Below are 24,530 nucleotides of genomic sequence, written 5' to 3'. Positions count from 1 at the left end.
GCCCTATTCTATGCATGGCTTAGCTGCCTTCAGGGGGCTCATGCATTGATTGTGCTCTATTCTATGCATGATGGAGCTTTTCTCGCGAGTCTCATGCATCGATTACTCTCTTTTCTATGCATGACGCAGCTTTTCTCACGGGTATCATGCATTGATTACTCTCTATTCTATACATGACTCTGCCCGGTCTAATGCACACATGCATCGATTACCCTCTATTCTATGCATGTGTCGGCTCTCTCCATTGCACTCATGCATCGATTACTCTCTATTCTATAAATGACTCTGCTCTTTCCCCTTACACTCGTTCATCAATTACACTTTTCTATATAAAACAACACCCTTGCCCTTCCTGCTCCAATCATCAAACATCCCAACGCAAACCAAACAGGGCAGGAATCCAATTCCTGCCCCGTTCATTTTATCCGTTTAAAAAGTGGAATTCAGTCCTGCTTCCCTGCTGGGTTGCGGTGACTTCAAGCCTGACATCGATGCGCTCCTTCAGTTCAGGCACATGGGAGATGATGCCCACAAGCCTTCCTGTGCTCTGGATGTCGATCAGTGCTTCTATGGCCTGGTCAAGTGATTCAGGATCAAGCGTCCCGAACCCTTCGTCGATGAACATCGTTTCAAGGGAGACACCGCCAGCATATTGCTGGACAACTTCTGCCAGACCCAGCGCAAGCGACAATGCCGCCTTAAAGCTCTCCCCGCCAGACAGTGTCTTTACATGGCGCTCCTGGCCTGTGTACTGGTCAAAAATGAGCAGTTCAAGTCCGCTTTGAACATTTCCTTTGGAACGGTCCGTCTTCCTTAGAAGCCGGTATCTGCCGCTCGTCATTTTGCCCAGCCTGCCATTTGCTTCACGAAGGATATCATCAAGGAAAGCTGCAAGCACATAGCGCTCAAATGTAATCCTGAATGTATTCTGTCCCTTGGAAATCTCAAACAGATGGCCAAGGAGATGATACTGCTCCTCAAGCTGTTTGATGTCTTCGTTGATTTCTGTGACCTTTTTGTGAATTTCCCCATTTTCCCGCTTTTTCACGAGCAGGCCGGTATACTGCTCCTGCAGTGCAGCCAGCAGCTTGCCCACTTCCCCGAATTGCTCCTTCAGGGCCTGGATATCAGGCTCCTTAACATCCTTCAGCAATTCTGTAAGCTCATGGTACCTGTCGGCAGCGGAGCGGAGTTCTTCCCGATAGCTTCTGAGCTCTGCCTGCAGGCCCTCAAGCTCCCTTTCATTCCTTTTGGCATGATGATAGTCCTGGTATACAGTAAAGCCCTGCCCGACCATCCTGTCCCGGAACAGCTCCCGCTCGGCGGAGAGCTTATCGCCGGTCTGCTTCAGCTGGTTTTCCGCCACCTCAAGGCGAGTCTTCTCATTAGAATGCTTTTCCCTTGTATCGGTATAGGCAGCCTGTGCCTCTTCCAGCCTCTGAGTAAGTTTTTGCTGATGCTGTTGGGCCGCCTGCAGCTCTTCCTCATATGCCTGGCGGGAGCGGAGGTTTTCAGGAACAGTTTCCATCATTCTGGAAAGCACTGTATTTTTCTCCGCAAAAAGAATGCCTGCTTCCTGATTGTCCGCTGCGGCCCGGCGAAGCTCATCAGCTTGCCTGCTTTTCTCACTTTCAGCTCTTTTGATTTCCTGCTCAAGCCTGTCAGCCTGAGCCGCTTTTCTGCGGAACCCTGCAAGCTCACTTTCCATCCTGCTACTTTCCGAGAGGAGCTCCTGTTTATAGGACGTGATGCTATCCTCTGAAAGCCCCGGTTTTTGTTCTGCCACTCTGGCACCAAGTTCAGCAATCGACTCTTTCAGGCTGGTGGCTGCCGACTGGATTTCATAATAGCGTGACTCTGCCTTCGAGCGGTCTTCCTCGCAAGAGAGCTGCTGCTTCTTTGCTGCCTCAATATCCTTTTCATCGGGAAAATCCAGGCCGCCGGATACGGCAGGCAATGGATGCTCCATGGATCCGCATACAGGGCATGCTTCTCCATCCTGAAGCTTGCCGGCAAGTATGGCCGCCTGGCCATGCAGCCATTTCTGCTCAAGCTCTGCCACCAGCTGCCTGGCATCTTCAGCGCGGGCCTGCTGCTTTTCCAGCAGCTGTTTTTGCTGTTCCAATTTTTCAAGAGAATCAGCCAGCTTCTGTTCCTGACTCTCATATTTATTGATATTTTCAAGAAGAGATTGGGAGCCTTCAAGCTTCCTCTCCATTTCCACGGATTGCAGGAGGCTTCCATCGGCCTCTTTTTTCTCAGCATTGAGCCTTTTTAATGTTTCCTCCCACTGCTTCTGGCCTGCTTCAAGATTCTCTATTGTTTGTCTCGAGGAATCGAGCCTCTTTTTCAGTATTTCAGCCTCTGATTTAGTTTTGGACAGGGCGAGGACATCTTCTTTCATCGCCTGCAGCCTTGAGACTGCTTCCGCTGACTCGTTTCTTTCAGCTTCCCTGTTCTTTTCATGCTGATATGCGGCTTCTTTTTGCTGAAGAAGCTGATATAATGCCTCCGTACTTTTCTCGAGCCGTTCAAATTCAGCTTTGCAAGAGTCCAAATCACTCTTCAGCTTATGGCACAGCTCTTCCTGCTGCTCAAGTATTGCCGCCTTTTGAGCGAGGATGATTTCCTGCTCTTTTGCTTCTGACCATTCCTTCCGGCTTTCCAGCTCTTCTTTTTTCGCCTTGAGCTCCTCTTTTTGAGCCAGCTGCTTCAGGACTGCTTCTGCCTCATAGATTTTCTGCTGGAGAGAATCCCTTTCCTCCTGCTTCTTACGGCCCTCATAGACAAGCTTATCCATTTCCCCGTTTAAAAGCTCGATCTCTTTTTCGAGCAGCCGGAGGATTCTGCTGTCATTCAGCGTATCTTCTTCCAGAGCTTCGATCAGGTCTTTCTGATAGGAGGCATGGATTCCATGCAGAAGATGGTTTCTCCTGTCAGCCTGCTTTTCGACACTCTTCCTCAGCTCTGTCGCTTCAGTCCTGAGCTTTTCTTCGATTTTTTTATAGATTTCCGTATGGAACAGCCTTTGGAGGATAACCTCTTTTTCTTTGCTGTCTGATGTGAGCAGCTTGCGGAATTCCCCCTGTGGAATCATCAGAATCTGCCGGAATTGGCTGCTGTCGATGAGCATGATCTCTTTTATCTTCTCATCCACATCCCTGACATTGGCAGCGAGCAGCACTTTCTCATTTTTTTCATCATACATATAAAGCTCGGCCCTGGCGCCGATAGTTGTAAAGCCTTCGCCCCGCTCCTTCTTTTTTTCCTGCTGTGGAGAACGTGTGATATAGTAGGTGCGGTCTCGGAGTGAGAATTGAAGCGACACCTCTGTCAGCAGATTATTTTCAGCGAATTGGCTTCTAAGCTCGGGGCCATTTCTGTCTTCCCCGCTTGCTTTTCCATAAATGGCATAGCTGATGCCGTCAAAGATCGTGGTTTTGCCCGCTCCGGTCTTGCCTGAGATCACGAACATGGTTTTGCTGCCGAGCGAGGAAAAATCAATCTCTTCGGTCCCTGCATAAGGCCCGAATGCCTGCATTGCCAGCTTCAAAGGCTTCATTTCAATCCCTCCTCCTTCAGCACAGACTGGATGATATCCGCCATCGCTGACTTTTTATCCTCTGTGAATTCAGCTTCTGTCATTTCTTTATAAAATTGCTCAAAAAGATCCAGTTCGGATTTTTTCTCTTCTTTCACAGCCTGGAAGGCTATTTTCCTTTTCAGGTCGGTCTGTTCGATTTTTCTGTCCAGATGGAGGACGTTCGGATATAACTGCCGCAGTTTGCCCATCGGATCAATGAGGCTGCCGTCATCCAGCAGGGTGATTTTCAGATAATCCAAATGATTCTGCCCTTCCGCAAACGATGGATCGAGAAGCTCCTCCAGATAGCCTTCCACCTCGCGCATATCCTGCTTGGGAGCAAGAGAATGTTCGCGGATGTCAAAAGAGCCATTATCATTCATCTCAATGATGGAAACTGACTTTTTCTGCTTAGCTTCAGAAAAAGAGTACTTCAGCAGTGAGCCGGCATACCTGACTGTATCATGCTTGATGGCGTCCGGGCTGTGAAGATGGCCGAGCGCCGTATAGGAGAAAGGCGCAAAAAGATCCGCAGTGACGCAGCCGGAACCGCCGACAGATAAAGTCCTTTCAGAATCGCTGGTTTGTCCTCCCAGCACGAAGGCATGGCCGACAAGCACATTCGGTTCATTAGGATTGATTGTTTCTTCCATTTTTCCGATAAGGCTCTTCATGGCATCCTGATGGGAGTGGATGGAATCGTCTCCCAATAGCTGCCTGACAGTACCGGGTTCTGCATAAGGGACCAGGTAGAAGTTAACGCCATTTATATGTACAGGACGAAAGCTGGCTTCAATATTGCCGTTCAGATAAAACTGGCTGTGCTGATACCACGAGCTGCCGAAAGACAGTCGTTCAGCACTGTCATGGTTCCCGGAAATCGCCACAATCGGCGTTTTAAGATCAATATTAAGCTTAAACAGGGTTTCGTCCAGCAGGCGTACAGCATCTGTCGGCGGGACAGAACGGTCATAAAGGTCGCCTGCTATAACAATGGCGTCCGGCTTTTCTTCCTCCACCAGTTTGACAAACTGCTGCAGCACCTCCCGCTGATCATCTGTCATATACACACCATGGACAAGCTTGCCCAGATGCCAGTCTGCCGTATGGATAAACTTCATGATTCTCCCCCTCTTTTAACCTTATTGCTTCTATTTCAGAATCCTATCATTATATCAAAAAGAGGATAGTGATGGTTTCTGAAAAAATAGGAAGCTTTCATCCAGAATGTTTGTTCTCTTATTTTAACAGAAAACGCACTTTCTCACCGAGGAAATTTTTCCAGAAAAGACTGAATTTACTTAGGCAGGTTTCAAATGGCTCATGATGGGTATATAGTAGTAGTAATATAAGACTAAAATGGAGGCAGAGAAAAAATGACAGAACAAATGATTTTTTTAAATGAATTGAAAGAGTTATTGAATGAATACTGCCGCTGCAATGTAAAGCCGGTCAAAAAGGCTATTTATAAAGATATCCTTCTGATCTGCAGGGCATTTGCCAATATGGATGAAGGCCGCGCCGCTTGAAGCCCCTGCTTTTTAAATAAAAAAACAGTCCAGCCGCGGAGGCTGAACTGCGATATATGGTATTTCTAATTATAGTTTAGTAACGTTAGCCGCTTGAGGTCCGCGAGCTCCTTCAACAACTTCGAAAGAAACTTCTTGGCCTTCTTCCAGGGATTTAAAACCTTCTGATTGGATAGCAGAATAGTGAACGAATACATCGTTTCCGTCTTCAGCTTCGATGAAACCAAAACCTTTTTCTGCATTAAACCATTTTACTTTACCGTTTTTCATAAGAAAAATCCTCCTAATGGCCAGCTTCAGCCATGTGTAAATTCACCATTTACAGCGCATATAGCTTTTACGAATCTTCACTTCTCCAAACAAGTATTAACCTCTGGAACAAGCAGCTTTGCAAATCTATCACGGTGCAGAACGGCTGATTTAAATGTAGCATTATTCCAATTTACTGTCAAGGATTGGCACCTGTTTCATTATAGGCCGGAAGCACTGTCATGCCTGGCTTTTTCCTTTAAACTGCCGGGCAGATTCTGTATGGATTGCACCACTGAATCCAGCTTCGCCTCAATCCTGTGAAGCAGATACAAAGTGACAATAATCGGGAATCCTACATCGCTGATTAATGGAATTAATTGGTCCATACTGTTCCTCCTAAGGCTTTTGGTCTCTTCTTCAAAGAGTTGTAAAAAAGAAAGAGGCCGGCCCATGACGGCACCGGCCCTGCTTCTATTACACTAGTTCATAGTCAGTTACATTGCGGTCAATTACTCTGGCTCCTTTGACAGAAACCAGCTTTCCGCTGGGCCCTGTAAAAATGTCAGCTGCGATCAGCTCTTCCATTGCCTGCTTCACGGCGGCCGTATCGATTGGTTCTTTTGGTGAATCTACTGTCAGGGATGCGGTTTTGCCGTTTTCAGTGAGAAATTGGATTTCCAGTGTTTTAGCCATCATCTCACCTCCTTTCCCGATTCATTTTTATTAGGCGATTACATCAAAGCTGTCGTTTCTTTGAACAGAGTTGACAGGATGTTCGCTTAGAGATCCGAACGCCTGGGCTGCCTGGTGAAGCTGGTCAGCGGTAGCTGAGTTTTTTACATTGGACAATGTCTTGGACTTGTAAATCGGATCGCCTTTTTCGTTCATTCCTGTTTCGAAGTAGATTCGAAGGCTGGTAGCTGTTGCAACTGTTTGTGCCATCGTGCATCACCTCCTTTCACCTTCTATATATAGATTTGCCGGCGAAAAGGACATGGGTGATGATAAATTTTTCAAAAAGGGTTATCTGGGATGTGTGTGAAAGAGAGTTTCAAGGGGCAGGCGTAATGGCGGGGTAAGCCGTCGAAGAAAATGAATTTGTCTGCGAATCTAAAAAAATATAAGCTATGAGGGAACGCTATCGAATTCTAGAAGCCCTGCTGATTGGAGTGGAAGGCACGTAGACTCCTGCGGGATTGCAGCGGCAGAGCTGAGACCCCGCAGGAGGTACGACGAGGAGGCTCAGCGCCGCCCCGCGGAAAGCGAAGTGCCTGGAACGCAAATCAGCAGCCCCCTTTAATAAATATAACTATTACTTCAATGTATTGAAGCTGCTGTAGGTTGATCAAGCACTGATCATTATCCATAGGACTTACAATTTAAAAATTTCAAAACAAAAAAAGCCGGGAAACCGGCTTTTCAGGCAAATCTCGATTTTCTCAGCCTAGAATCCAAAACGAAATTGCCGAATGGGATAAAAGCTACGGCCAATGCACTTGCGACCCATATAAAGGACCAGCGGACCTTAAAGGTCACATAGGCGATGATGAACAGGTATGTAACAAACAAAAATCCATGCAGGGAACCTACTACAGTAACCGCTTCCGGAAATCCGGCAAAATACTTCAAAGGCATCGCGATAAACAGCAGGACCAGCAGCGAGCCTCCCTCAAGAAACCCCATGATGCGAAAGCGTCCTATCGGTGTGTTCATGGTCAATCCTCCCCTTTCCAATCAAGGTCAAAGCCCTTTCATTGCTATCATATAGGCTTGCTTACAAAAAATCCAGTGGCTCTTGAACCACTCCTGTTATTCTATGCTTTTCACCAGTTCGGAGCTTAAATGCCTGGCAAACACGCCTAGATGAGCAGGCTCTGATATATCATGATGAAACAGGGGAATATGGATATTCTTCATAGCAGAGAACACCTTTGTGATCTCATTAAGATGCTGATTTTCATTTTCTTTTCTCATCTTCATGAAACGGCCGTCTGCTTCTTCCGGTATCACTTTATTGACTATGACTGCCTCCGTATGAAGTCCATGGCCAGCCAGGACCCTAACCGCTTTTTCTGTTTCGAGGATCGGGAGACGCTCGGCATTCAGGACGAACAGGCAGGCTGCAGACTGGCTGTCCAAGAGGATTTCCCGCACTTTGGCAAACTTATTTTTGCGGCTGAGAAGCTTTTCGTATATGGGATCCTCAACTGGTTCCCCGTCATTCATCCATTGGGCGAAGTTATCGTTATTTTTCTTTCTTCTTTGAAGCAGCCCATCTATCCAGGCACTCATCAGCTCAGGAAGTGTCAGCAGCCGGATTGTATGTCCTGTCGGGGCAGTATCAAACACAATGGTATCGTAGGCGGCCATTTCATCAAGCAGCAGGGAAGTGATCCGGTCGAATACGGCAGCTTCATCGGCGCCTGGAGAAGATGCGGCCAAATCGATCTGGCGGTATACCTCTTCAGCCATAGACGCTTTGACCAAGCCTTTGAGATTGCCTTTTACCTCTTCAATATATCTTTTAGCTTCACTCTCAGAATTAATTTCAAGAATATCGAGGTTCCGGCTGACATTCATGATACCCTGACCCGGCTTAAGATGGAACAGGTCCCCAGTATTATGGGCAGGATCCGTTGAAACGAGCAGAACCTTTTTTCCTTTTTCTGAAAGCAGCAGGGCAAGCGCCGCAGAACAGGTGCTTTTCCCTACTCCCCCTTTTCCTCCGACAAAATAAACCTTTTTATCCAGTATCAGTTTCATAGCCTCCTTTTCAGCAGCAGCGGATTCCGTCAAGCGGGGACTTTTCCATCCCCATCCGGAGATGCCACTCATGGAATTTCTTGATGATATGCGGATAAAGCTCCAGCGTGTAATAAAAAGCTGGATTGGGCAGCCCTGCCATTTCCGAGAAGCATAACAGAATGAATAAATCCTCTTCATCCCTGAGCTCCCTAGCAATTTCGGCCCGATGCGGGAGCCTTAGCACCTCATCATAAAAAGCAGCAGCCTTTTTCAGCTGTGACAGCAAGTCCATCACTTTCGCCTCCTCTCAGTCAGAAAAAGCAATGGCCGGCAATGCCGGCCAGGCTTTAGAAATGATGGGTTGTGTCTGCTGGCGGGGCATCCCTTCTGAAAGCTGCAAATGCTTCCAGGATGATCCAGAAAACAAACACAAGTATCAGCCCTCCCAAAATAAACAGAAGCATATTGGCGTCTGCTGTACCTAATCCTGACCAGTCAAATACAACCTGCTTGATCATTGCCCACAGAGTCATAATGAATACAAAAACCATCGGTATGAAAGTAACGAGGAAATTCCTGCCCTGGCGCTTCAGCCAGATGCTGATCAGCAAAAGGCTGACTCCTGCCAGAAGCTGATTGCTTGTTCCGAAGAGCGGCCATAGCAGATACCCTCCTGAACCAAAGCCATTCGGACCCTTAGGAAGCAGGACCAATGCTGCACTTGCAACAACAGCTGCCGATGTGGCGACATGGGCTTTTGTGAGCGGCTTGAAATTGTATTCTTCGCCTATTTCCGCAATGATATAGCGCATCAGCCGGACTGATGTATCAAGCGTTGTCGCAGCAAAACTGACGACAATGACAGAAACAATCGTCTTTGCAATATCAGCAGGTATCCAGACGCCGGTTGCCAGCTGGGCTGCTCCATTGATGAATGACCCGAGCCCTCCTGAGCTTGCAGCGGCAAAGCTGCTGTAAGCAGCCGTGAAGTCACCCTGTGAGGCGAATAAGGTAATGACAGCGATGATGGAGATTAAGGCAAGTGCCCCTTCCCCTACTGCCCCAAGGTAGCCAACAAACCTGGCATCAGTTTCTTTATCAAGCTGCTTGGAAGAAGTACCGGAGGAAACTAGCCCGTGAAAGCCTGAAATCGCACCGCAGGCAATCGTGATGAATAATAGCGGCAGCCAGGAAGGGTCCGCAGCGCTCGCATTAACAGCAGGTGCTGTCACCTTCGGCTGCAGGAATACAAGTCCCGCATACATGATGACAAGGCCGACGACAAGCTGATGGGAGTTGATATAGTCCCGAGGCTGCAGCAGCTTCCATACCGGGAGAATTGAAGCGATATAGCAATACACCATTAAAATGACGATCCAGATAAAAAATGACATGGCAACGCCGTCAAGGCCAAAAAGGACCTCAGCTTCCGCTCCGCCAAAGTATTTCGGCAAATCGATCTGCAGGGCAGGCACCATGCTCGCAAGTACGGCGGTTCCGTACATGACAACGAGGGCAATGATGGAGGGAATAAGCATTTCTTTTTTCCGCTTGTATACGGCATACCCGATCCAGATGGCGAGGGGTATTTCGATGAACACTGGCAGGACGCTCGCAGGAAACTGGATGAAAAGGTTTGAAATAACCCAGGCAAATACAGCATTCACCATAAGGACTAAAATTAAGATAATGAATAAGAACATCATTTTTGCTCTTTTGCCTATTAATTTGCTTGTGATGGTTCCAATTGACTGCCCTTTATTCCGGACAGAGAGTACGAGTGTGCCGAAATCGTGGATTCCTGCTGCAAAAACAGTCCCGAGAATGACCCACAAAAAGGCAGGCAGCCACCCCCAATATACTGCAATTGCTGGTCCCACAATCGGGGCAGCCCCTGCAACTGATGTAAAATGATGGCCCCAAAGGACAAATTTATTGGTGGGCACAAAGTCAACCCCATCCTGGTATTGATGAGCAGGAGTGACATAGTTGGGATCAAGTCTGTAAATCTTTTCTGCCACCCATTTTGAGTAATACCTGTAGCCTGCCGCAAAAACAAGCATGCCGATAACAGCCAGCCAAATCGAATTCAATTCTATAACCTCCTTTTATCACCTGGTATCAATTACATCATAATGAAAGCGCCTTCTTATAGTCAATATATTCCGAATATTTTTATAGATTCACTCATTATTGATGCTTACGGCATACGGCAATAAAACAGGCAAAAAATCACAGCAGGCATAGGATGTACCATTAGCAGCATATCTTACCGGCATTCGCATACCATGAAGGAGGTGGCTATTTTGGACTTGCTTCAATTTCTGAACCAGAAATATATCATGCTTGTGCCGGCGCTATGGGTCATTGGATTGGCTTTGAAGCACACACCCTGGGTTCCTGACTGGACCATCATCTGGATTCTTTTGCTGCTGTCAGTCGGCTTTGGGGCGTTTGCCTTTGGCTTTTCCATCAACGGGATCCTGAACGGCGTTATTGCTGCAGGGGTCGCTGTGCTTGGACATCAAATGTACAAGCAGTCATTTCTCGGCAAACCTGCAAACAGGAAAAAAGACAAGCATAAAGACTAAGGGGAGGCTTGCTGTTTTTTAGATATGATCAGTGAATACCGGAGATATGCTGCTCTTTTGATTTCAAAAAAAAACACCATAAAAGCATTCAGCTTTCATGGTGCCCGTCTATAAAGACGGCAGCTCAGCACCTGCAGCAGCAGATACTGAAATATACGGAGGAGATCTTCCCTAACAATATATTTCAATTCTTCGGAAAAAGTGTGGACAAATCATCTCAACGTTTTCATTAATTTTCGGTTGTTATTCAGCAAAACGGCTTATAATTAGAGAAATGGGGGTAAAAATGGAACAGCACCGTAGAGACATAAGAGGTGATGCTATGGAATGGAGAGGTTTATTCATCAATAACCCGGACAGGCAGATAGAAATATCCATTTACCCTGCAGGGAACACGAAAGATGGAGAGGAAGGGTATGTTGCCATGGCCAGGGAACAGATCCGGCAAATTACCGTCCAGGAGTTCTCAAAAAGCCGGCTGAAGGCTGTAAGGATGGCATTATCCCTTCTTGAAGATGAAATCCTATTGCATTTAAAATACGACCAGGACAATACTCCGCAATAATCAGGCAAGAAGAAGGGAAACAGACTGCAGCGCTCTGATTCCCGCTTTTTGTTTTCAGTCCTCTTCCCCGTCTGTTTCCTTCAGCTCCAGGTGGAATTCCCCGATAGCATCTTCCTCGTACAGATTCGTTAAAGAGGTATAATATTTATCGATCATTCCCCGAAACTCCAATGCATCCTCAGGCACCGATACATCAAAATACAGATCATATAACAGGGTAGTGATATCATGATATTCCTGATGGCTCACTTTGAAGTCAAAAGAGAGATGAATGGCCTGCTCCCCTTTTTCAGCCAGTGTTTCCTCTTTATAGTTGTATACATCAATCCGGTTCCCATTCAGGATTACCTGCTTGGCCATGAACGAATTCCTCCTTTTTCTTATTCATCTTGAAACGGACAAGATTGGCTTATTTTTATTTAAGAATTCTTGGTTAAATGAATCGTACACCTTTATTTACAGGAATTCAAACAACTTGATTTCCAAAAAAAAAAGAGCTCCAAAGGGGAAGCTCTTTCTCATTCGTCTTCTTCTGGCGTATTCATATGTTCTTCTTCATCTATCAGGTAAGTCCAGTCGCTTTTTATCATATTGTCCCAGAGTTTTTCAATGATTTTCATGGATGAATCCCTCTCTTCGGTGAATTGTTACTACATAATTACCCGATTTTTGGAAGAGATAACATCCAATTTATAGAAATAATCAAGTTCTCTTCTTAATGACATCTGCATACTGCTTGGAGGTCCGGACCTCAACGGTCAGCTGTCCGTTTGCCATGACAGTTTTCAGCAGGAACGGGGCCCCGGCTTTATTCTGAAATCGGAAATCCTTGCCGCCGTAGGAAACAGTGGCATCCCTGCCGACGGGCACATAACCGACCGTAACAGAATGATGGTGCTTCTCTACATAGTCTACCCCCACCTGATCGACTGCATTGAAGAGGGTTGACGAAGTCTGGCAGATTCCGCCGCCTATGCCCATGACCAGTTTTCCATTGATAGCCTCCTGAGCCGGCTGATAGCCATGTGCCTCATCGCTTGGCCCTACTGTTGTGTTAAAGGAGAAATAATCGTCGACGCCCACAATCACATTTTGAATTGCCTGGGCAGACAACTCGATATTCTTAGTCCTTCCTGCTACAGAACTATTAAACTTGGTTGTATAAGAGGCAACCACCACTTCGCTTAAATGGGCAGCGTCCTCCGGCTTATAGCCGCTTTCGGAAACGATGAGCGGCAGTTCAACATTTCCCCCCTCAGCAGAAGCCTCAATCACCTTTGCGGTCAGCTCCGCTTCTTCGAGGATCGTCCTTGGATTCCCTTTTACAATCCCACCGTTCGCATCGATCCGGTCAGGGAACATCCTTTTGTCATAGCCGGGACTTGCATCTGTCCCTCTTGCCAGGCCCTTCGCCCATTGGCTGATTTGCTGCTTATACTTTTCCAGATCATTTTCATAGCCCATTTCCTCGGGTTTAAACGTCTTAATGATTGCTTTCGTGTTCGGATCTATCACCTGGACCACTACCGGTTCTTTTGCTTCTTCAGCCAGTTTTTCCTGTTCCTGCTTTTCTTTCTCCTTCTGAAGCTGGCTTTCGGGTTCATTCACATTTTCCTTTAGGTTCTCCTCTTTGGATGCCTGGTCCGCACACCCGCCCAAAACTGCCAAACTGCCAATCAACAAAGCTGCCATCCATCTTCTGCTTTTTGTCATGAGTCCCCCAACCCTGTTTTTTATTTCCAAAAACCACAAACTTCTATCCTAAAAACAGCTTCCGCTTATCATCTTATTCTTCAATATTGAAGGTATTCCCGGTGCAGCTAGGAACTATCTACTATTTTACAATAAAATGGATTCTTTATAAAGAATTAGGGGAGTTGGGAATGAAAGGAAACGGTGCGATAACCTAATAAAAAGCACTGTCGGTTAACAGTGCTTTGTTTGAAACTGCCAGATTATCAATTAAGCTGACAGGATATCCTCAATCTGCTGGATGGTTTCTTCGGATAATTTCACGCCGGATGCTTTTACATTTTCCTCAAGCTGCTCCGGGCGGCTTGCCCCGACAAGGGCGCTTGCTACGTTCGGCTGTCTAAGGATCCAGGCAAGCGCTAGCTGGGAGAGTGTAAGATCTTCCTGCTGGGCAATCCTTCCCAGGCTCTCTGCCTTTTCAAGATTTGTGTCGTTCAGGACACCGTAAAGTGTACCGAGGTCCTTTTGCGAAGCGCGGCTTCCTTCAGGAGGAGCTTCTCCCTTTTTATACTTCCCAGTCAGCACGCCCTGGGCAAGCGGCGAGAACACGACCTGGCCGATCCCATGCTTTTCGCTGACAGGGATGATTTCTTTTTCAATATTCCGGTGCAGCATGCTGTAATTCGGCTGGTTCACGACAATCCGGTCCCAAAGCCTTTTATCTGCAAGATGAACAGCTTCGGTCATCTGCTCTGCCGTCCATTCGCTTACACCTGCATACAAGATCTTTCCTTGCCTGATCAGATCATCAAGGGCTCGCAGGGTTTCTTCAAGAGGGGTTTCCGGATGAAATCGATGGCAATAATAAATGTCGACATAATCAAGCCCGAGCCGCTTCAGGCTTGCATCCGCCTGTTCCATAATGTGCTTGCGCGAAAGCCCTGAATCATTGGGACCGTCCCCCATCTTGCCGAAAACTTTCGTTGCAAGCACATAAGAGCTCCTGTCATACTTGGCAAGTGCCTTACCAACAACCTTTTCTGCCTCTCCGCGCATATACACGTTCGCCGTATCAAAAAAATTGATGCCGAGCTCATATGCTTTATCTATAGAAGATGATGCCTTCTGCTCCTCCACATACCCGCCATAAGTGAGCCAGCTGCCGAGGCTGATTTCGCTGACCTTAAGGCCTGTATTACCAAGACGCCGATATTCCATATTCATTAGCTCCTTTTTATATGTATTAATAGAGTTTTTAGAAAACTCTATGTATTTCAGTCTATCACCCTTAAAGAATATTTTCTTTTTAGATGCTCAGAGAATCTTTCTTCAGGTTGCAGGATTGAGCTCAAAATGTGATTCCTCAAGCTTCAAAATTTTGACTTCCGGAAAGCTCAGTTTCACTTTCCCTGCAAAAGTTTCCACACCAAAAATTTCCGTGAAAGTATGGCTGCCTACAAGGAGGTTCAACCCGGCAAATTGTGCGTACTGAATGGTATATAAAGAAGCTTCGCCAGTAATATAAGTATCACACCCGCCATCGAGAGCAAGCTTCAAATAATCAGTAGAATGGCCGGCTCCTGTCATAATCCCCACTCTTTTAACTTCTTTGCCGTTATTCCTCCAGCTTCTTACCGGTTCATCCAATAGGCAGCTGAGCCTGTAGGCCAATCTATCAAAACTTAATGGTTCCTTGAATTCACCGATGCCCGGAATGCCCTCATTGTTAAAAATGGAATACTGAATGATTTCGTCTATTCCGATTTTCTCCATCAATGAAGTACAGGTCCCAAAGCTGGCATAATCCAGGGGACCGTGAATCCAAAAGTGGCTGATCTGATGCTTTTGCAATTCCTTCCTGCATTCTTCACCCATCCCGAAAATGAAGTCCCAGGCATCATGATGGGTGATCATTAAATCCACCTGGCTGCTGACAGCCTGTTCAATTGTTTCTGGTGAGAGATTCACAGCATATCCGACAGTTCTAATTTTCTTTTCTGTTATATGCGTAAAGCCGTAATCATCTGAAAACTCTTCCAGCAGCTCTTTCCCAAACCATTCTTCGAGCAATAAACTAAACTGGTCTAAATCCACTTTACTGCACCTCGTCTTTTTTCTATCATTCTATCACAAATAAATTCCGTTATCTTCCAAATGCGTACACAAAAAACTGGCCTTTTAGCAGAGCCAGTTTCATTTTTTGCTTATGATTCCTGTATCAAATTGCACCGGCAGCCTAACAACCTTTCCTATTTAGAAAAGTAGTGTGAGTCTATCCGCCATGAAAGCCAGCTAAATTATTTTAGACCTTCCCGAGCGCAAACTCTACAGCTTTCGATGCATGTATGAGGGTTGTATCAAAAATTGGTATATGGGTGTCTTCCTGGCTTACCAGCATTGGAATCTCCGTGCATCCTAAAATAATGCCCTTCGCTCCATTTGCTCCCAAACGCCCGATTATATCGAGATAAGCAGCCTTTGAGTCTTCCTTGAATTTACCCCTGCATAATTCCTCAAAAATCACCTCATGAACCCGTTCCCGGTCACCTTCCTCTGGAACGAGAACCTTAATGCCATGTTCCTCAAGAATTTTTTTATAAAAAGTCTGCTCCATTGTGAATTTGGTGCCGAGCAGGCCAACTGCCTCTATGCCTTGCTTTTTAATCTCCTCAACCACGCATTCTACAATATGTATGACGGGAATCCTGCAGGCTTTTTGCAGATCTTCTGCCATCAGATGCATAGTATTGGTGCAAATAACGATGCAGTCTGCTCCTCCCGTTTCAAGGAACCTTGCTGCTTCAATCATTTTTTCAGTCGCCTTTTCCCAGTTCCCGCTTCTTTGCAGGGCAGCAATTTCTTCAAAATCAAAAGAGTAAAGCAGGCAGCGGGCTGAATGGATCCCGCCCAGTTTTTCCTGGACAAGGCGGTTGATATATGAATAATACACGCTTGTCGATTCCCAGCTCATTCCCCCGATTAATCCAATTGTTTTCATTTCAATCATCCTCCTTATGGTACTGTAAAGATATCATGATATACTGGATGAAAATAGAGCCACAATTAGATGACTTTTATAGTACCAGTTGACAGATTGGAGAGAAGATTATGTGGTTTCAAATTGTTCGGGATGGCCCAAAGTCGTTGACTCAGCAGATTTATGAGAAGCTGAGATCATATATTTTAAATGGGGAATTGCAGGAAGGCGAAAAGGTTCCGTCAACACGCGAGCTTTCAGCCTCTTTGCAGGTCTCCCGAAATATTACACTGGAAGTCTATGACCAGCTGGCATCAGAAGGATATTTGGAGGTTCGGCCAAAGTCAGGGACATATATAGCTGCTGGCGCAGCCTTTCTCCGGCCAGAAATGGCCCATCGGCGGAAAGAAAAGGAGAAAGTGAACGATGACTTAGAGAATATGATAGACTTCAAAGCTTCTACACCGGCCATGGATCATTTCCCCAGAAAAGTGTGGGGCAAGCTGGCAAAGGATGTATGCATTAATGCTGATGAACAGGCATTTGGCTATCTTGATTCTTCAGGCCTGCAGGAGCTTAGGGAAGAATTGTCCAGATACCTGTATCATACACGCGGCGTGAATTGCACGGCAGACAATATTGTCATTACAAGCGGTGCCACGCAGGCGCTCTCGCTTATAACCGAACTGCTGGTCAAAAATAAGCAATCGATAGCTGTTGAAGATCCTGTTACCGATGAAATGAGGAATATTTTCAGCTATCATGGAGCAGACTTGGTGCCTATTCCTGCGGATGAAAAAGGACTTAAGCCTGAACATCTTCCTATGGATACGCCACCAGGCTTTATTTTCACCCTTCCTTCACATCAATTTCCGCTGGGCAGTACGTTGACCATTCAAAGAAGGATCCAGCTCATCGAGTATGCGCGCAGACACAACACTTATATAGTAGAAGACGATTATGACAGCGAGTTCACTTATGAAGGTTCTCAGGTCCACAGCATTCAGGGGTTGGATCCTGAGAGGGTCATTTATGTAGGGACTTTCAGCAAAATTCTTTCGCCTGGCCTCAGGATTGGCTACGCTGTCCTGCCCGCTGATTTACTGGCGGATTTCAAGAGGCTTAAATGGTATTCCGACCGCCATCACTCAGGTATAGAGCAACTGATCCTTGCGCGTTTTTTAAAAGACGGCCACTTTGACAAGCATATAAGAAAGATGAAAAGAATCTACAGGCAGCGGCGGCAGGCTTTGGTGGACAGCTTGAAAGAACACTTTCCTGACTGCCGTATCTGGGGGCATGCTGCTGGAATGCATCTGGTTGCTGAATTCCCTTCCACTGTTTTTGAAGGGGAACTGCTGGAATGGATCTTCTGTCATTCTGTTCGTGTGTATCCGGTAGAGCAGTACAGCATCATCAAAGGAAACCATAAGAATAAGATTGTGCTGGGGTATGGGAGCTTGACGCCTGATAGGATAGAAGAAGGGATTGCGAGGCTGAAAAAAGCAATCAGTAGCTTCCCGGAAAAGTGAAAAAAGAGGAGAGCAAACGATAAAGTCTGCTCCCCCCTTTTATTATGATTTAAATCGTGAAATCATTTCCTGCAATTCCTCTGCCAATCGGGCAAGGGATTGTGTTGCATTTGATACGTCTTCTGAAGAAGCAAGCTGCTGCTGGCTTGCAGCTGCTGCGTTTTCAGAGCTTTCTAGCGTCTCTTGGGAACCTGCCGCTATTCCTACAATGGTATCGTGGACTCCTTCAAACTCGTCCGTCAAATACCTGGTGGCTGCAGCTGCCTCTTGAATTTGAGAGGTTACCTGCTCAATCTGCGCAAGAATCCTATTAAAATTAGAGACTGTTTCTTCCGAGAGGCTGATGCCTGCAGAGACATTTTCTTTTACCAGACGGATATCCCGAACCGTCCCGCTTGACTCGGCTTGGATCGTTGCCACCAGCTTATGGATCTGCTCGGCCGAAGCATTGGTCTCATCTGCCAGCTTTCTGACTTCTTCGGCAACGACCGCAAAACCTTTTCCTTGCTCGCCAGCCCTTGCCGCTTCAATCGCTGCATTAAGGGCTAAAAGGTTTGTCTGCCCCGAGATATCAGCAATCAGCGAGGAAATCTTTTGTATCTCCCCGGCGCTAGAAACCAGTGAAGTTACCCCTTCCCCAGCCCGATCGACTGACTGGCTGATGGAGTTCATTTGCGATAGCATTTCTTTGACGGAAGAAGCCCCATCCTCCGCCTGCTCCCTTACTTCTGATGAAACCTCTGCTGCTTTATCTGTATTGGCAGCTACAGTTTTCAGGCCGCCAAGGGAATCTGCTACAGTTTTCAGGCTGCTGGCAGTCATTTCCGTTTGTCTATGGTTATGAGTGGATATAGTCTGCATTGTTTCTGCTATATGCCCTGACGCCGCTTTTGACTGCTCCGCACTTGCAGAGAGCTCTTCAGATGCAGCAGCCACTTGTTCAGAGGACGAGCCTATGTGGGTAATCATCCCTCTAAGCGAACCTACAAAAGCATTAAAAGAGTGGGCAAGCTGGCCGAATTCATTCTTGCCCTTTACATCCACCGTTTGTGTTAAGTCGGCATCTCCTGATGCAATATTATTTAATTGCCTGTTGAGTGCCCCTAATGGAATGAGTATGGACCGGAGCAGCATGAAGCTTAAAATGCCGCCTGCCACCGATGCTGCAACTGCCAGGAAGATAAGGATATCCTTACTTCCCTCAGAATTTTCTTCTTTAATTTTATTAATCTGTTCAAGTTCTTTATTCAGCACAGAAACAAGTTCATTCACAGCCGGGTCGAGCACATCCTTTCTGAGCATGCGTTCTTCTCCGAAATGAAGGTCCCTGGCTGCCTCCGGATCAGTCTCATAAAGCCCAATGACTTTTTGATTGATATCCCAAAACAGGTTGAAGCTGGACTCCATTTTCTCGACCTGCTCAAGATTCTTTTTTTCAAGCGCTTTGCCCTCTGCCTGCCTGATCAGGGACTGGACATCCTCAGCCTTCTCATTCATACTCACTGCATACTGCTTATCGCCCGTCATAAGCAAAGCTCTTTCATCGTTTGAAATCCCGGCGAGGCGGTATTGGATTTTTATGATATCTTTTTGAAAATCCATTTTATCCTGAAGCAGGTCAGTTCTTTTTACCTGTGCGTTAATTACATAGATTGAAAAACTGCCAAGCAGGATAATTGACCCTACCAGGATTGAAATAGTTGTGATTAACCGCGTTTTAATTTTCACTAGTTTCCTCCAAATACATTATATTAAGGATAATTTCTTAACCTTAATATCGTCATTGGAACAAGGTTTTTTAGAGTGAACAGCCAAATAAAAACAAGGATATATTTGGAAATAAAAAATATAATCAGTATAAAACGCATCTTTAAAACTATTTTAAAATAATTTAATGCAACTCTTTTCTGAACCCGTCAATCCCCGCCACTAATGCTCTTTTTCCTTTCAGGAAGGATCCAATTCATTCTCCAGAAAAATAAAAGCTCCCCCTAATTGGAGGAGCAAGTCTGCTAATTCCCGTACCAATATTTATTCGCTGCAATCTGTGAATTATGCTGGGAGTGCCAGTAGTCGACGGAATAAGAATAGTCGTAGTTCATGATGCAGCGTATCCCGCTTCCCTGTGCATCATGCCCGAGGCCAAAATTATGGGAGAATTCATGCTGTGCCGCTTTGGCAGTATTGGCTGTCCCTTGGTCCAGGTTCACACTGATCGCGCTGCCAGATGGAGCTGCCTGGTACACATAGGCGATTCCACCCGCATCAAATGCAGCATCTCTAGTAAAACCGGCAACGAAATCATAGCCTCTTCCATCCCAGTCCCTTTGAAGGTCGCTGAGGATCTGCGAGCTGTTTGATCCCTGCGAGCTCCAGCTTGCGACCGCCTGGACAACAAAATCAACGCCGTGGTCCCTATTAAAAGCATTATCCGCGGTTTCTATAATATTTTGGATCCGGGTCTGCCAATCGCTATAGGCGCTCCGGTATTCTTCATCTGCCACCGCAAGGACCGTCACTTTCCTGGCTCCCGTATCCTGAGGCGAGGCCTTTCCGTTCTGTGTATTTTTGTTAGACTTCATAATACCAGTCACAGTCCCCTTTTCATTGAGGATGCTGACTGAAGTATCTCTTTCAACAACGGCTTCATCTTCAAGATCCTTGAAATCCGCCGCTTTCGGCAAGGAATCGCCCATGTATTGTAAGGCGTCTGTCGGATGCTCATGATGGTGCTCCCCGGATCCGGCATAAGCACTTGAGCTGATTACAAGGGTGCTGAGCAATGATAATGATAAGACCTTCAACTGTTTTTTCATAGATATACCTCCTTGAATTTTAATACAAAGGAGATATTCTTCTATTTCTTCCAGTTTCCTCTCATTATTGAATTGGGAAATCAATGATAGGACAATGGAAAGAATACCTGCAGTTTTATAGTGGAAAGAATCGGTTTCTAAAAAAAGAGAAATAAAAAATATTAGGATTTTACTAATTTTATGAAAGGTGTCATTAAAAAGTTGGGAAAACTCCTTTTTTTGAGGCTTTTTTGGTAAAAGATAAATTACTTGAGAATAAGAAGGAGGACTTTTTCACTGAAATAAAAATTGGCCTCCGGAAGGAAGAAATTCTTCCTTCAAAGACCTCTTCCTTAAAATGCCGTCCACACGGCATCACCAGTATTGACAGTCCTATTCACAAAGCTGGAATCTTCCCATGTCAGGAACAGAGCAATTTGAGCCATTTCATCAGGCTTGCCTACACGCGGATTGACAGCCAATCCGGGATGATTCCGGCTCATTCCGAACGGACTGACATTGGTCATGGAGCTGCTGATATTGGTTTCAACGCTGCCCGGTGCAACCGCATTGCAGCGGATGCCTTCATTCGCACATAATGCCTGTATTTTTTGTGATGCCACTGACTGCATGCAGTATAGGCTGCAACTTCCCGCAGGCCGCCTGCTGAAGCTACATTGATGATGACGCCTGACTTTTTCTCCAAGAGACCTGATATGGCTTTAACAGGTTTGTTTTTTGATGGCGAAGAAATGAAAACCTTCCCTTAATCCAGAAACATTGCATCACCGACATCCACATACATTGCTTTCCCTGTAACAGCATCTATTGAACGGATATGGCCCACTGTTTCTGGGAATGAAGGCGTGTAAGAGAGGGAATAGACAGATTTCCCGGTTTCATCATAATCCCTCGTGAACATCTTTTCCATCTTGACAAATTTCCGGTATATATCTTTTGCTTCCTGAAGGCTGATGGCAGGTTTGGCCGGCAAATGCCTATATAGCTCATCAGGCAGACTATCAAGATGAAAATGAGTGACTTTCCCGGAAAACTTCCCGACTTCAATTACCGTCGCATGCTGTCCCGCCCTAATTCCCTTGTAATACAGGTGAAAATAAAAGGTGTAGGCAGGCTCCTGTTCAATAAAATCCTTATCCCGGCCATCCAGGTCTGTTTCTTCTCTCTCTTCTTCAAGGTTCTCCGGCTGATCCTCTTCCTCGTCTATGTTAACCTCCAGCCGGAATCTTTCATGGGCATCAGGATACAGCTTGAACATAAGCTCAACTGCCTTTTTCCTGGCAGCTTCCTGCCCGATCTCTTCTCCGCCGCCGGCATGCAGCTCCCCGCTTACAGCACTCAGAAGCATACCAGACATTTGTTCAAAGGATAGCTTCAGAACATGGTGATCTGCCTCTTCCATTTCAAAAGAATACGACCCGGCATCTTCCTTAGTCCAAACCTCGACCTTCTTGCCTTCATTCTCCCTTGTTTCCATGAGCTTGTAATCCTGGTTAATCCCGAACAAACCATAAATGGTTTCATTACTGTGCTCAACACTAGAGATCGCCATATCAGCAGCAGGCTCCGCCCAGATGGGATTATAATCAGATCCATCAATCGGGAGCTCCGTGAACGGCTCAATAATCTCATAGGCAAGATGGTATAGATGATCCCCATTCTTGAAAATCTCTTTGTCAAAATGCGCAATACAAAGCTCAAAAGTTACTCCCTGGAGATATTTCTCCAATGCCTCTTTCTCGGAAACTGCTTCTTCTGAGTACTTGACTTCATACTCCTCCCCGCTGCAGTGAAAACGCATCACCTGGCCGGCAGTCGAAACGGAAACAGTAAATCCTGTACTATGTAAAAATAACCCGTACTTTTCATCTCTTTTTTCATAAACAGCCCAATAAGGATTTCCCAGATCGAGGACTGCAGAAAGCTCAAACTCCTTCTGATCCTGATAAATGGCTCCAATGAACCCTTCTGCAATATCTGCAATCTCTTCTTTGGAAAGATTCCCTGCACGAGGTTCCCCCTCTATTTCAAAATGGATAAGCTTGCCGTTTTCACCCAGTGAATAGCTCCCAATTATTTCTGAAGTACCTGAATCCAGAAGATCATAAATCTGTTCCTCATTTTCCGCCAACCTATTGATTATGCCCGGCGGAACAAATGTCAGCAGTTTTTCCCATACTTCACTCACCCTTAACCCACCTTTCACGCTATTTATCTTCAAATATCATACCATCTAATAACCTTCAAAAATGTGGCAGAATAGGAAAAAGACCCATTGGATTTGTCAATGGATCCTGCTATTTTACACCTTAATGATGTCCCTCATGACTGCCGGAAGGCGCCTCCCCTTCTCTCATCAGCTCCTCCAGCCCGGCTTCGGTAAGCTCCCCGACAACAAATTGCTTTTGCGGCATGATGAGCGAGCCGGCGCTGCTGGCATGCACTTTAATTATATAGACGCCATCCTGATCAAACTTTTTGGTAAGCTGATAAACACCTTCACCTTCATCAGCGGCTTCTTCCATTGGATAATGAACGCTGCCGTCCCGCTTCCAGATTTCAAAATGGACATAATCTGCACCTGCCACTTTTTCTCCGTTCTGTGTAAGCACTGCCCGGATTGGTACATCTTCACCTGCAGCAAATGAGTCAGGGAGCATGATTTCTGCCTGAAGCGGCTGCTCTATTTTATATAATTCCTCCGCATTATCATCAAGGGAGCAGCCGCCAAGCAGCACTCCCATTACGATTAAAAATAAAACTCTTTTCACAATAAGACTCCCTTATGCATTCATAAATTTTTTGACAGCTGGAATCCGCCTGATGATGAGCCAGTCCACAAGCCAGACCGCAATGAGCGACAGGCCGACAAGCGGAAAAATGATCCCCAGTGCAATCAATATAAGCAGGAACATCTTCATTTTTAATGCTGAAGGACCTGCAGGGGCGCCCATCCCTTTTTTCGGCTTCCGCTTCAGCCAGAGATACAGCCCGCTTGCGGCGACAAGAATGATGCCCAGACAAATGAACAGGCTTATCAGCTGATTGATCAGTCCAAACTGGGTTCCTTTATGAAGGGTGATTCCCCAGGCAACCAGCTTCCCGATAAAGCCATAATTGTCATAACGGTAATCGGCAAGCACCGCACCCGAATACTGATCCAGATGGATGGTGGCTTCATCCTGGGCCTTTGCCGGAAAAGCAGAAAGTGTAAAAACGCCTTCCTTCGTTGAAGGGAATATGATTGTATAGCCCGGATCCATGCCTTCATACTGGGCAATCGTGACTGCATCATTAATAGAAAGCGGGATTAAGCCTTCCACTTCCGATTTTGGCACCTCGAGGTTCTCGGCGGCCCAAGGTACTTCTGCAATGTCTTTTGTCAATATTTCCGATTCAGGAGCACTCCCGGTCCAGACGGAAGGCGGGTATCCTTCCCCTGTGTTCGTGGCCCAGTTCTGGAAGTTCACTCCCCAGAAGCCTGACCAGGGCAGGCCGGTCATGATTAAGAAAAGCATTCCTGCTGTCACCCAAAATGCAGGCACAGCGTGCAGATCTCTTCTGAAAACTCTTTTTCCCTTATTCAAACGGAGAAGCAGCACGCCTGCCAGCCCTTTTGTTTTCCTCGGAAACCATAAATATAGGCCCGTAACAATCAGGACAACCGCCCAGCAGGCAGCCAATTCGACAACCCGGTCGCCAAGGGTTCCTGCCATCAATTCTCCATGGATTTCCTCAATTTTATCCATGATCCGGTCCTCATTGTTCAATGTTCCCAATGACTTTCCTGTATAAGGATCAATAAATACGGTAAGTGACTCTTCCCCATTCATGATGCTTACTTCAGTAGAACGGGCGTCTCCCTCCCCTGGCCGGTATTTCGATATAAAAGCATCAGGATACAGCCTCTTAACTTCTTCAAGCTGTTCTGAAGGAAGAATGCGATCCCCCTGCGGCTGGACTTCATAATATTCCTTGTAGATCACCTGTTCAATCTGCGGCTTGAACAGGTAGACCGATCCTGTCACTGCCAGAATGATCAGGAACGGTGCAAAAATAATGCCGGCATAAAAATGCCATCGCCAAACCGTTTTATAGAGGGAGCCCTCCGGTTTCATTTTTTTCTCCATAGAAGCTGTATTCCTTTCATCTTGAAAATCTCTTAATCTGCTGCTCGAAAAATACTATAAAGGGCAAATGTGAGGGATGAATGAAGTTTTTGCAGTGAAAGAATTAAATTGGCCAATG

25 protein-coding genes are annotated in these 24,530 nt (G+C 46.1%); 4 read left to right on the top strand and 21 right to left on the bottom strand.

Going from position 1 to position 24,530, the window contains the following annotated elements:
• Positions 1 to 421 precede the first annotated feature (421 nt).
• Together CYJ37_RS01335 and CYJ37_RS01330 are read right to left on the bottom strand one after the other, a co-directional pair.
• Positions 422 to 3,562, bottom strand: a complete 3,141-nt coding sequence (locus CYJ37_RS01335) for an SbcC/MukB-like Walker B domain-containing protein (protein ID WP_101547596.1) — start codon at positions 3,560 to 3,562, stop codon at positions 422 to 424.
• Entirely contained in the window at positions 3,559 to 4,704 is a 1,146-nt protein-coding gene (locus tag CYJ37_RS01330) for an exonuclease SbcCD subunit D (protein WP_009791061.1), read from the bottom strand. Before CYJ37_RS01330 ends, CYJ37_RS01335 begins: the two co-directional genes overlap by 4 nt.
• 255 nt (positions 4,705 to 4,959) lie before the next feature.
• On the opposite strand from CYJ37_RS01330, the gene CYJ37_RS26980 reads away from it, so the two are divergent.
• On the top strand, positions 4,960 to 5,112 hold the full coding sequence (locus tag CYJ37_RS26980; RefSeq protein ID WP_009791060.1) for a hypothetical protein: 153 nt from the start codon (positions 4,960 to 4,962) through the stop codon (positions 5,110 to 5,112).
• A gap of 69 nt (positions 5,113 to 5,181) precedes the next feature.
• Here the strand turns inward: CYJ37_RS26980 and CYJ37_RS01325 are convergent, their stop codons facing one another.
• The 8 genes from CYJ37_RS01325 to CYJ37_RS01285 all read right to left on the bottom strand — a co-directional run bounded on the left by CYJ37_RS01325 (position 5,182) and on the right by CYJ37_RS01285 (position 10,202).
• Positions 5,182 to 5,382, bottom strand: coding sequence for a cold-shock protein (locus CYJ37_RS01325; protein ID WP_009791059.1), 201 nt, complete (start codon positions 5,380 to 5,382; stop codon positions 5,182 to 5,184).
• 200 nt (positions 5,383 to 5,582) lie between these two features.
• Positions 5,583 to 5,750 carry a YvrJ family protein gene (locus CYJ37_RS01320; protein WP_101547595.1) on the bottom strand — a complete coding sequence of 56 codons (168 nt, stop codon included), beginning with the start codon at positions 5,748 to 5,750 and terminating at the stop codon, positions 5,583 to 5,585.
• Between the two features lie 88 nt (positions 5,751 to 5,838).
• The gene (locus tag CYJ37_RS01315; protein WP_094767324.1) at positions 5,839 to 6,057 is read right to left on the bottom strand and encodes a DUF2922 domain-containing protein; all 219 of its coding nucleotides are present in this window, start codon (positions 6,055 to 6,057) and stop codon (positions 5,839 to 5,841) included.
• 30 nt (positions 6,058 to 6,087) lie between these two features.
• Complete coding sequence (locus tag CYJ37_RS01310) at positions 6,088 to 6,306, bottom strand: DUF1659 domain-containing protein (protein ID WP_094767325.1); 219 nt, start codon at positions 6,304 to 6,306, stop codon at positions 6,088 to 6,090.
• 477 nt (positions 6,307 to 6,783) lie between these two features.
• Entirely contained in the window at positions 6,784 to 7,077 is a 294-nt protein-coding gene (locus CYJ37_RS01300) for a DUF3817 domain-containing protein (protein WP_022543779.1), read from the bottom strand.
• Between the two features lie 96 nt (positions 7,078 to 7,173).
• Positions 7,174 to 8,127, bottom strand: coding sequence for an ArsA family ATPase (locus CYJ37_RS01295; RefSeq protein ID WP_180827223.1), 954 nt, complete (start codon positions 8,125 to 8,127; stop codon positions 7,174 to 7,176).
• 10 nt (positions 8,128 to 8,137) lie between these two features.
• Positions 8,138 to 8,401, bottom strand: coding sequence for a cory-CC-star protein (locus tag CYJ37_RS01290; protein WP_180827222.1), 264 nt, complete (start codon positions 8,399 to 8,401; stop codon positions 8,138 to 8,140).
• A gap of 55 nt (positions 8,402 to 8,456) precedes the next feature.
• Positions 8,457 to 10,202 (bottom strand): carbon starvation CstA family protein, encoded by a 1,746-nt coding sequence (locus tag CYJ37_RS01285; RefSeq protein ID WP_009791052.1) that lies wholly within the window; start codon positions 10,200 to 10,202, stop codon positions 8,457 to 8,459.
• A 204-nt stretch (positions 10,203 to 10,406) separates the two neighbouring features.
• On the opposite strand from CYJ37_RS01285, the gene CYJ37_RS01280 reads away from it, so the two are divergent.
• Both CYJ37_RS01280 and CYJ37_RS01275 read left to right on the top strand, forming a co-directional pair.
• Entirely contained in the window at positions 10,407 to 10,700 is a 294-nt protein-coding gene (locus CYJ37_RS01280; protein ID WP_371931605.1) for a phage holin family protein, read from the top strand.
• A 322-nt stretch (positions 10,701 to 11,022) separates the two neighbouring features.
• Positions 11,023 to 11,265, top strand: coding sequence for a hypothetical protein (locus CYJ37_RS01275; RefSeq protein WP_094767328.1), 243 nt, complete (start codon positions 11,023 to 11,025; stop codon positions 11,263 to 11,265).
• 54 nt (positions 11,266 to 11,319) lie between these two features.
• Here CYJ37_RS01275 and CYJ37_RS01270 read toward each other — a convergent pair whose 3' ends face one another.
• The 5 genes from CYJ37_RS01270 to CYJ37_RS01250 form a co-directional block, all read right to left on the bottom strand.
• Positions 11,320 to 11,625, bottom strand: a complete 306-nt coding sequence (locus CYJ37_RS01270) for a DUF3219 family protein (protein WP_101547593.1) — start codon at positions 11,623 to 11,625, stop codon at positions 11,320 to 11,322.
• 342 nt (positions 11,626 to 11,967) lie between these two features.
• The gene (locus tag CYJ37_RS01265) at positions 11,968 to 12,978 is read right to left on the bottom strand and encodes a VanW family protein (protein WP_224951806.1); all 1,011 of its coding nucleotides are present in this window, start codon (positions 12,976 to 12,978) and stop codon (positions 11,968 to 11,970) included.
• 249 nt (positions 12,979 to 13,227) lie between these two features.
• Entirely contained in the window at positions 13,228 to 14,175 is a 948-nt protein-coding gene (locus CYJ37_RS01260) for an aldo/keto reductase family protein (protein ID WP_101547592.1), read from the bottom strand.
• A 111-nt stretch (positions 14,176 to 14,286) separates the two neighbouring features.
• On the bottom strand, positions 14,287 to 15,051 hold the full coding sequence (locus CYJ37_RS01255; protein WP_101547591.1) for a Nif3-like dinuclear metal center hexameric protein: 765 nt from the start codon (positions 15,049 to 15,051) through the stop codon (positions 14,287 to 14,289).
• Positions 15,052 to 15,259: 208 nt separating this feature from the next.
• Complete coding sequence (locus CYJ37_RS01250; RefSeq protein ID WP_094767333.1) at positions 15,260 to 15,955, bottom strand: aspartate/glutamate racemase family protein; 696 nt, start codon at positions 15,953 to 15,955, stop codon at positions 15,260 to 15,262.
• Positions 15,956 to 16,062: 107 nt separating this feature from the next.
• On the opposite strand from CYJ37_RS01250, the gene pdxR reads away from it, so the two are divergent.
• Positions 16,063 to 17,466, top strand: coding sequence for a MocR-like pyridoxine biosynthesis transcription factor PdxR (gene pdxR / locus CYJ37_RS01245; protein WP_374703145.1), 1,404 nt, complete (start codon positions 16,063 to 16,065; stop codon positions 17,464 to 17,466).
• Positions 17,467 to 17,508: 42 nt separating this feature from the next.
• Here pdxR and CYJ37_RS01240 read toward each other — a convergent pair whose 3' ends face one another.
• The 6 genes from CYJ37_RS01240 to CYJ37_RS01215 all read right to left on the bottom strand — a co-directional run bounded on the left by CYJ37_RS01240 (position 17,509) and on the right by CYJ37_RS01215 (position 24,400).
• Positions 17,509 to 19,194, bottom strand: coding sequence for a methyl-accepting chemotaxis protein (locus tag CYJ37_RS01240; RefSeq protein WP_101547589.1), 1,686 nt, complete (start codon positions 19,192 to 19,194; stop codon positions 17,509 to 17,511).
• 284 nt (positions 19,195 to 19,478) lie between these two features.
• Positions 19,479 to 20,282 carry a zinc-dependent metalloprotease gene (locus CYJ37_RS01235; RefSeq protein WP_022543762.1) on the bottom strand — a complete coding sequence of 268 codons (804 nt, stop codon included), beginning with the start codon at positions 20,280 to 20,282 and terminating at the stop codon, positions 19,479 to 19,481.
• A gap of 332 nt (positions 20,283 to 20,614) precedes the next feature.
• Positions 20,615 to 20,884, bottom strand: coding sequence for an SDR family oxidoreductase (locus CYJ37_RS01230; protein ID WP_374703138.1), 270 nt, complete (start codon positions 20,882 to 20,884; stop codon positions 20,615 to 20,617).
• Between the two features lie 143 nt (positions 20,885 to 21,027).
• Positions 21,028 to 22,470 carry a YcdB/YcdC domain-containing protein gene (locus CYJ37_RS01225; RefSeq protein ID WP_101547588.1) on the bottom strand — a complete coding sequence of 481 codons (1,443 nt, stop codon included), beginning with the start codon at positions 22,468 to 22,470 and terminating at the stop codon, positions 21,028 to 21,030.
• 121 nt (positions 22,471 to 22,591) lie between these two features.
• Positions 22,592 to 23,053, bottom strand: coding sequence for a FixH family protein (locus CYJ37_RS01220; protein WP_257964151.1), 462 nt, complete (start codon positions 23,051 to 23,053; stop codon positions 22,592 to 22,594).
• Positions 23,054 to 23,065: 12 nt separating this feature from the next.
• On the bottom strand, positions 23,066 to 24,400 hold the full coding sequence (locus CYJ37_RS01215) for a PepSY-associated TM helix domain-containing protein (RefSeq protein ID WP_257964150.1): 1,335 nt from the start codon (positions 24,398 to 24,400) through the stop codon (positions 23,066 to 23,068).
• Positions 24,401 to 24,530 lie beyond the last annotated feature (130 nt).

Source organism: Bacillus sp. UMB0728, from assembly GCF_002858875.1.
Classification (GTDB): domain Bacteria; phylum Bacillota; class Bacilli; order Bacillales; family Cytobacillaceae; genus Bacillus_AB; species Bacillus_AB infantis.
Note: the sequence above shows the minus strand (reverse complement) of the source record. Positions and strands in the feature narration are given on the sequence as shown.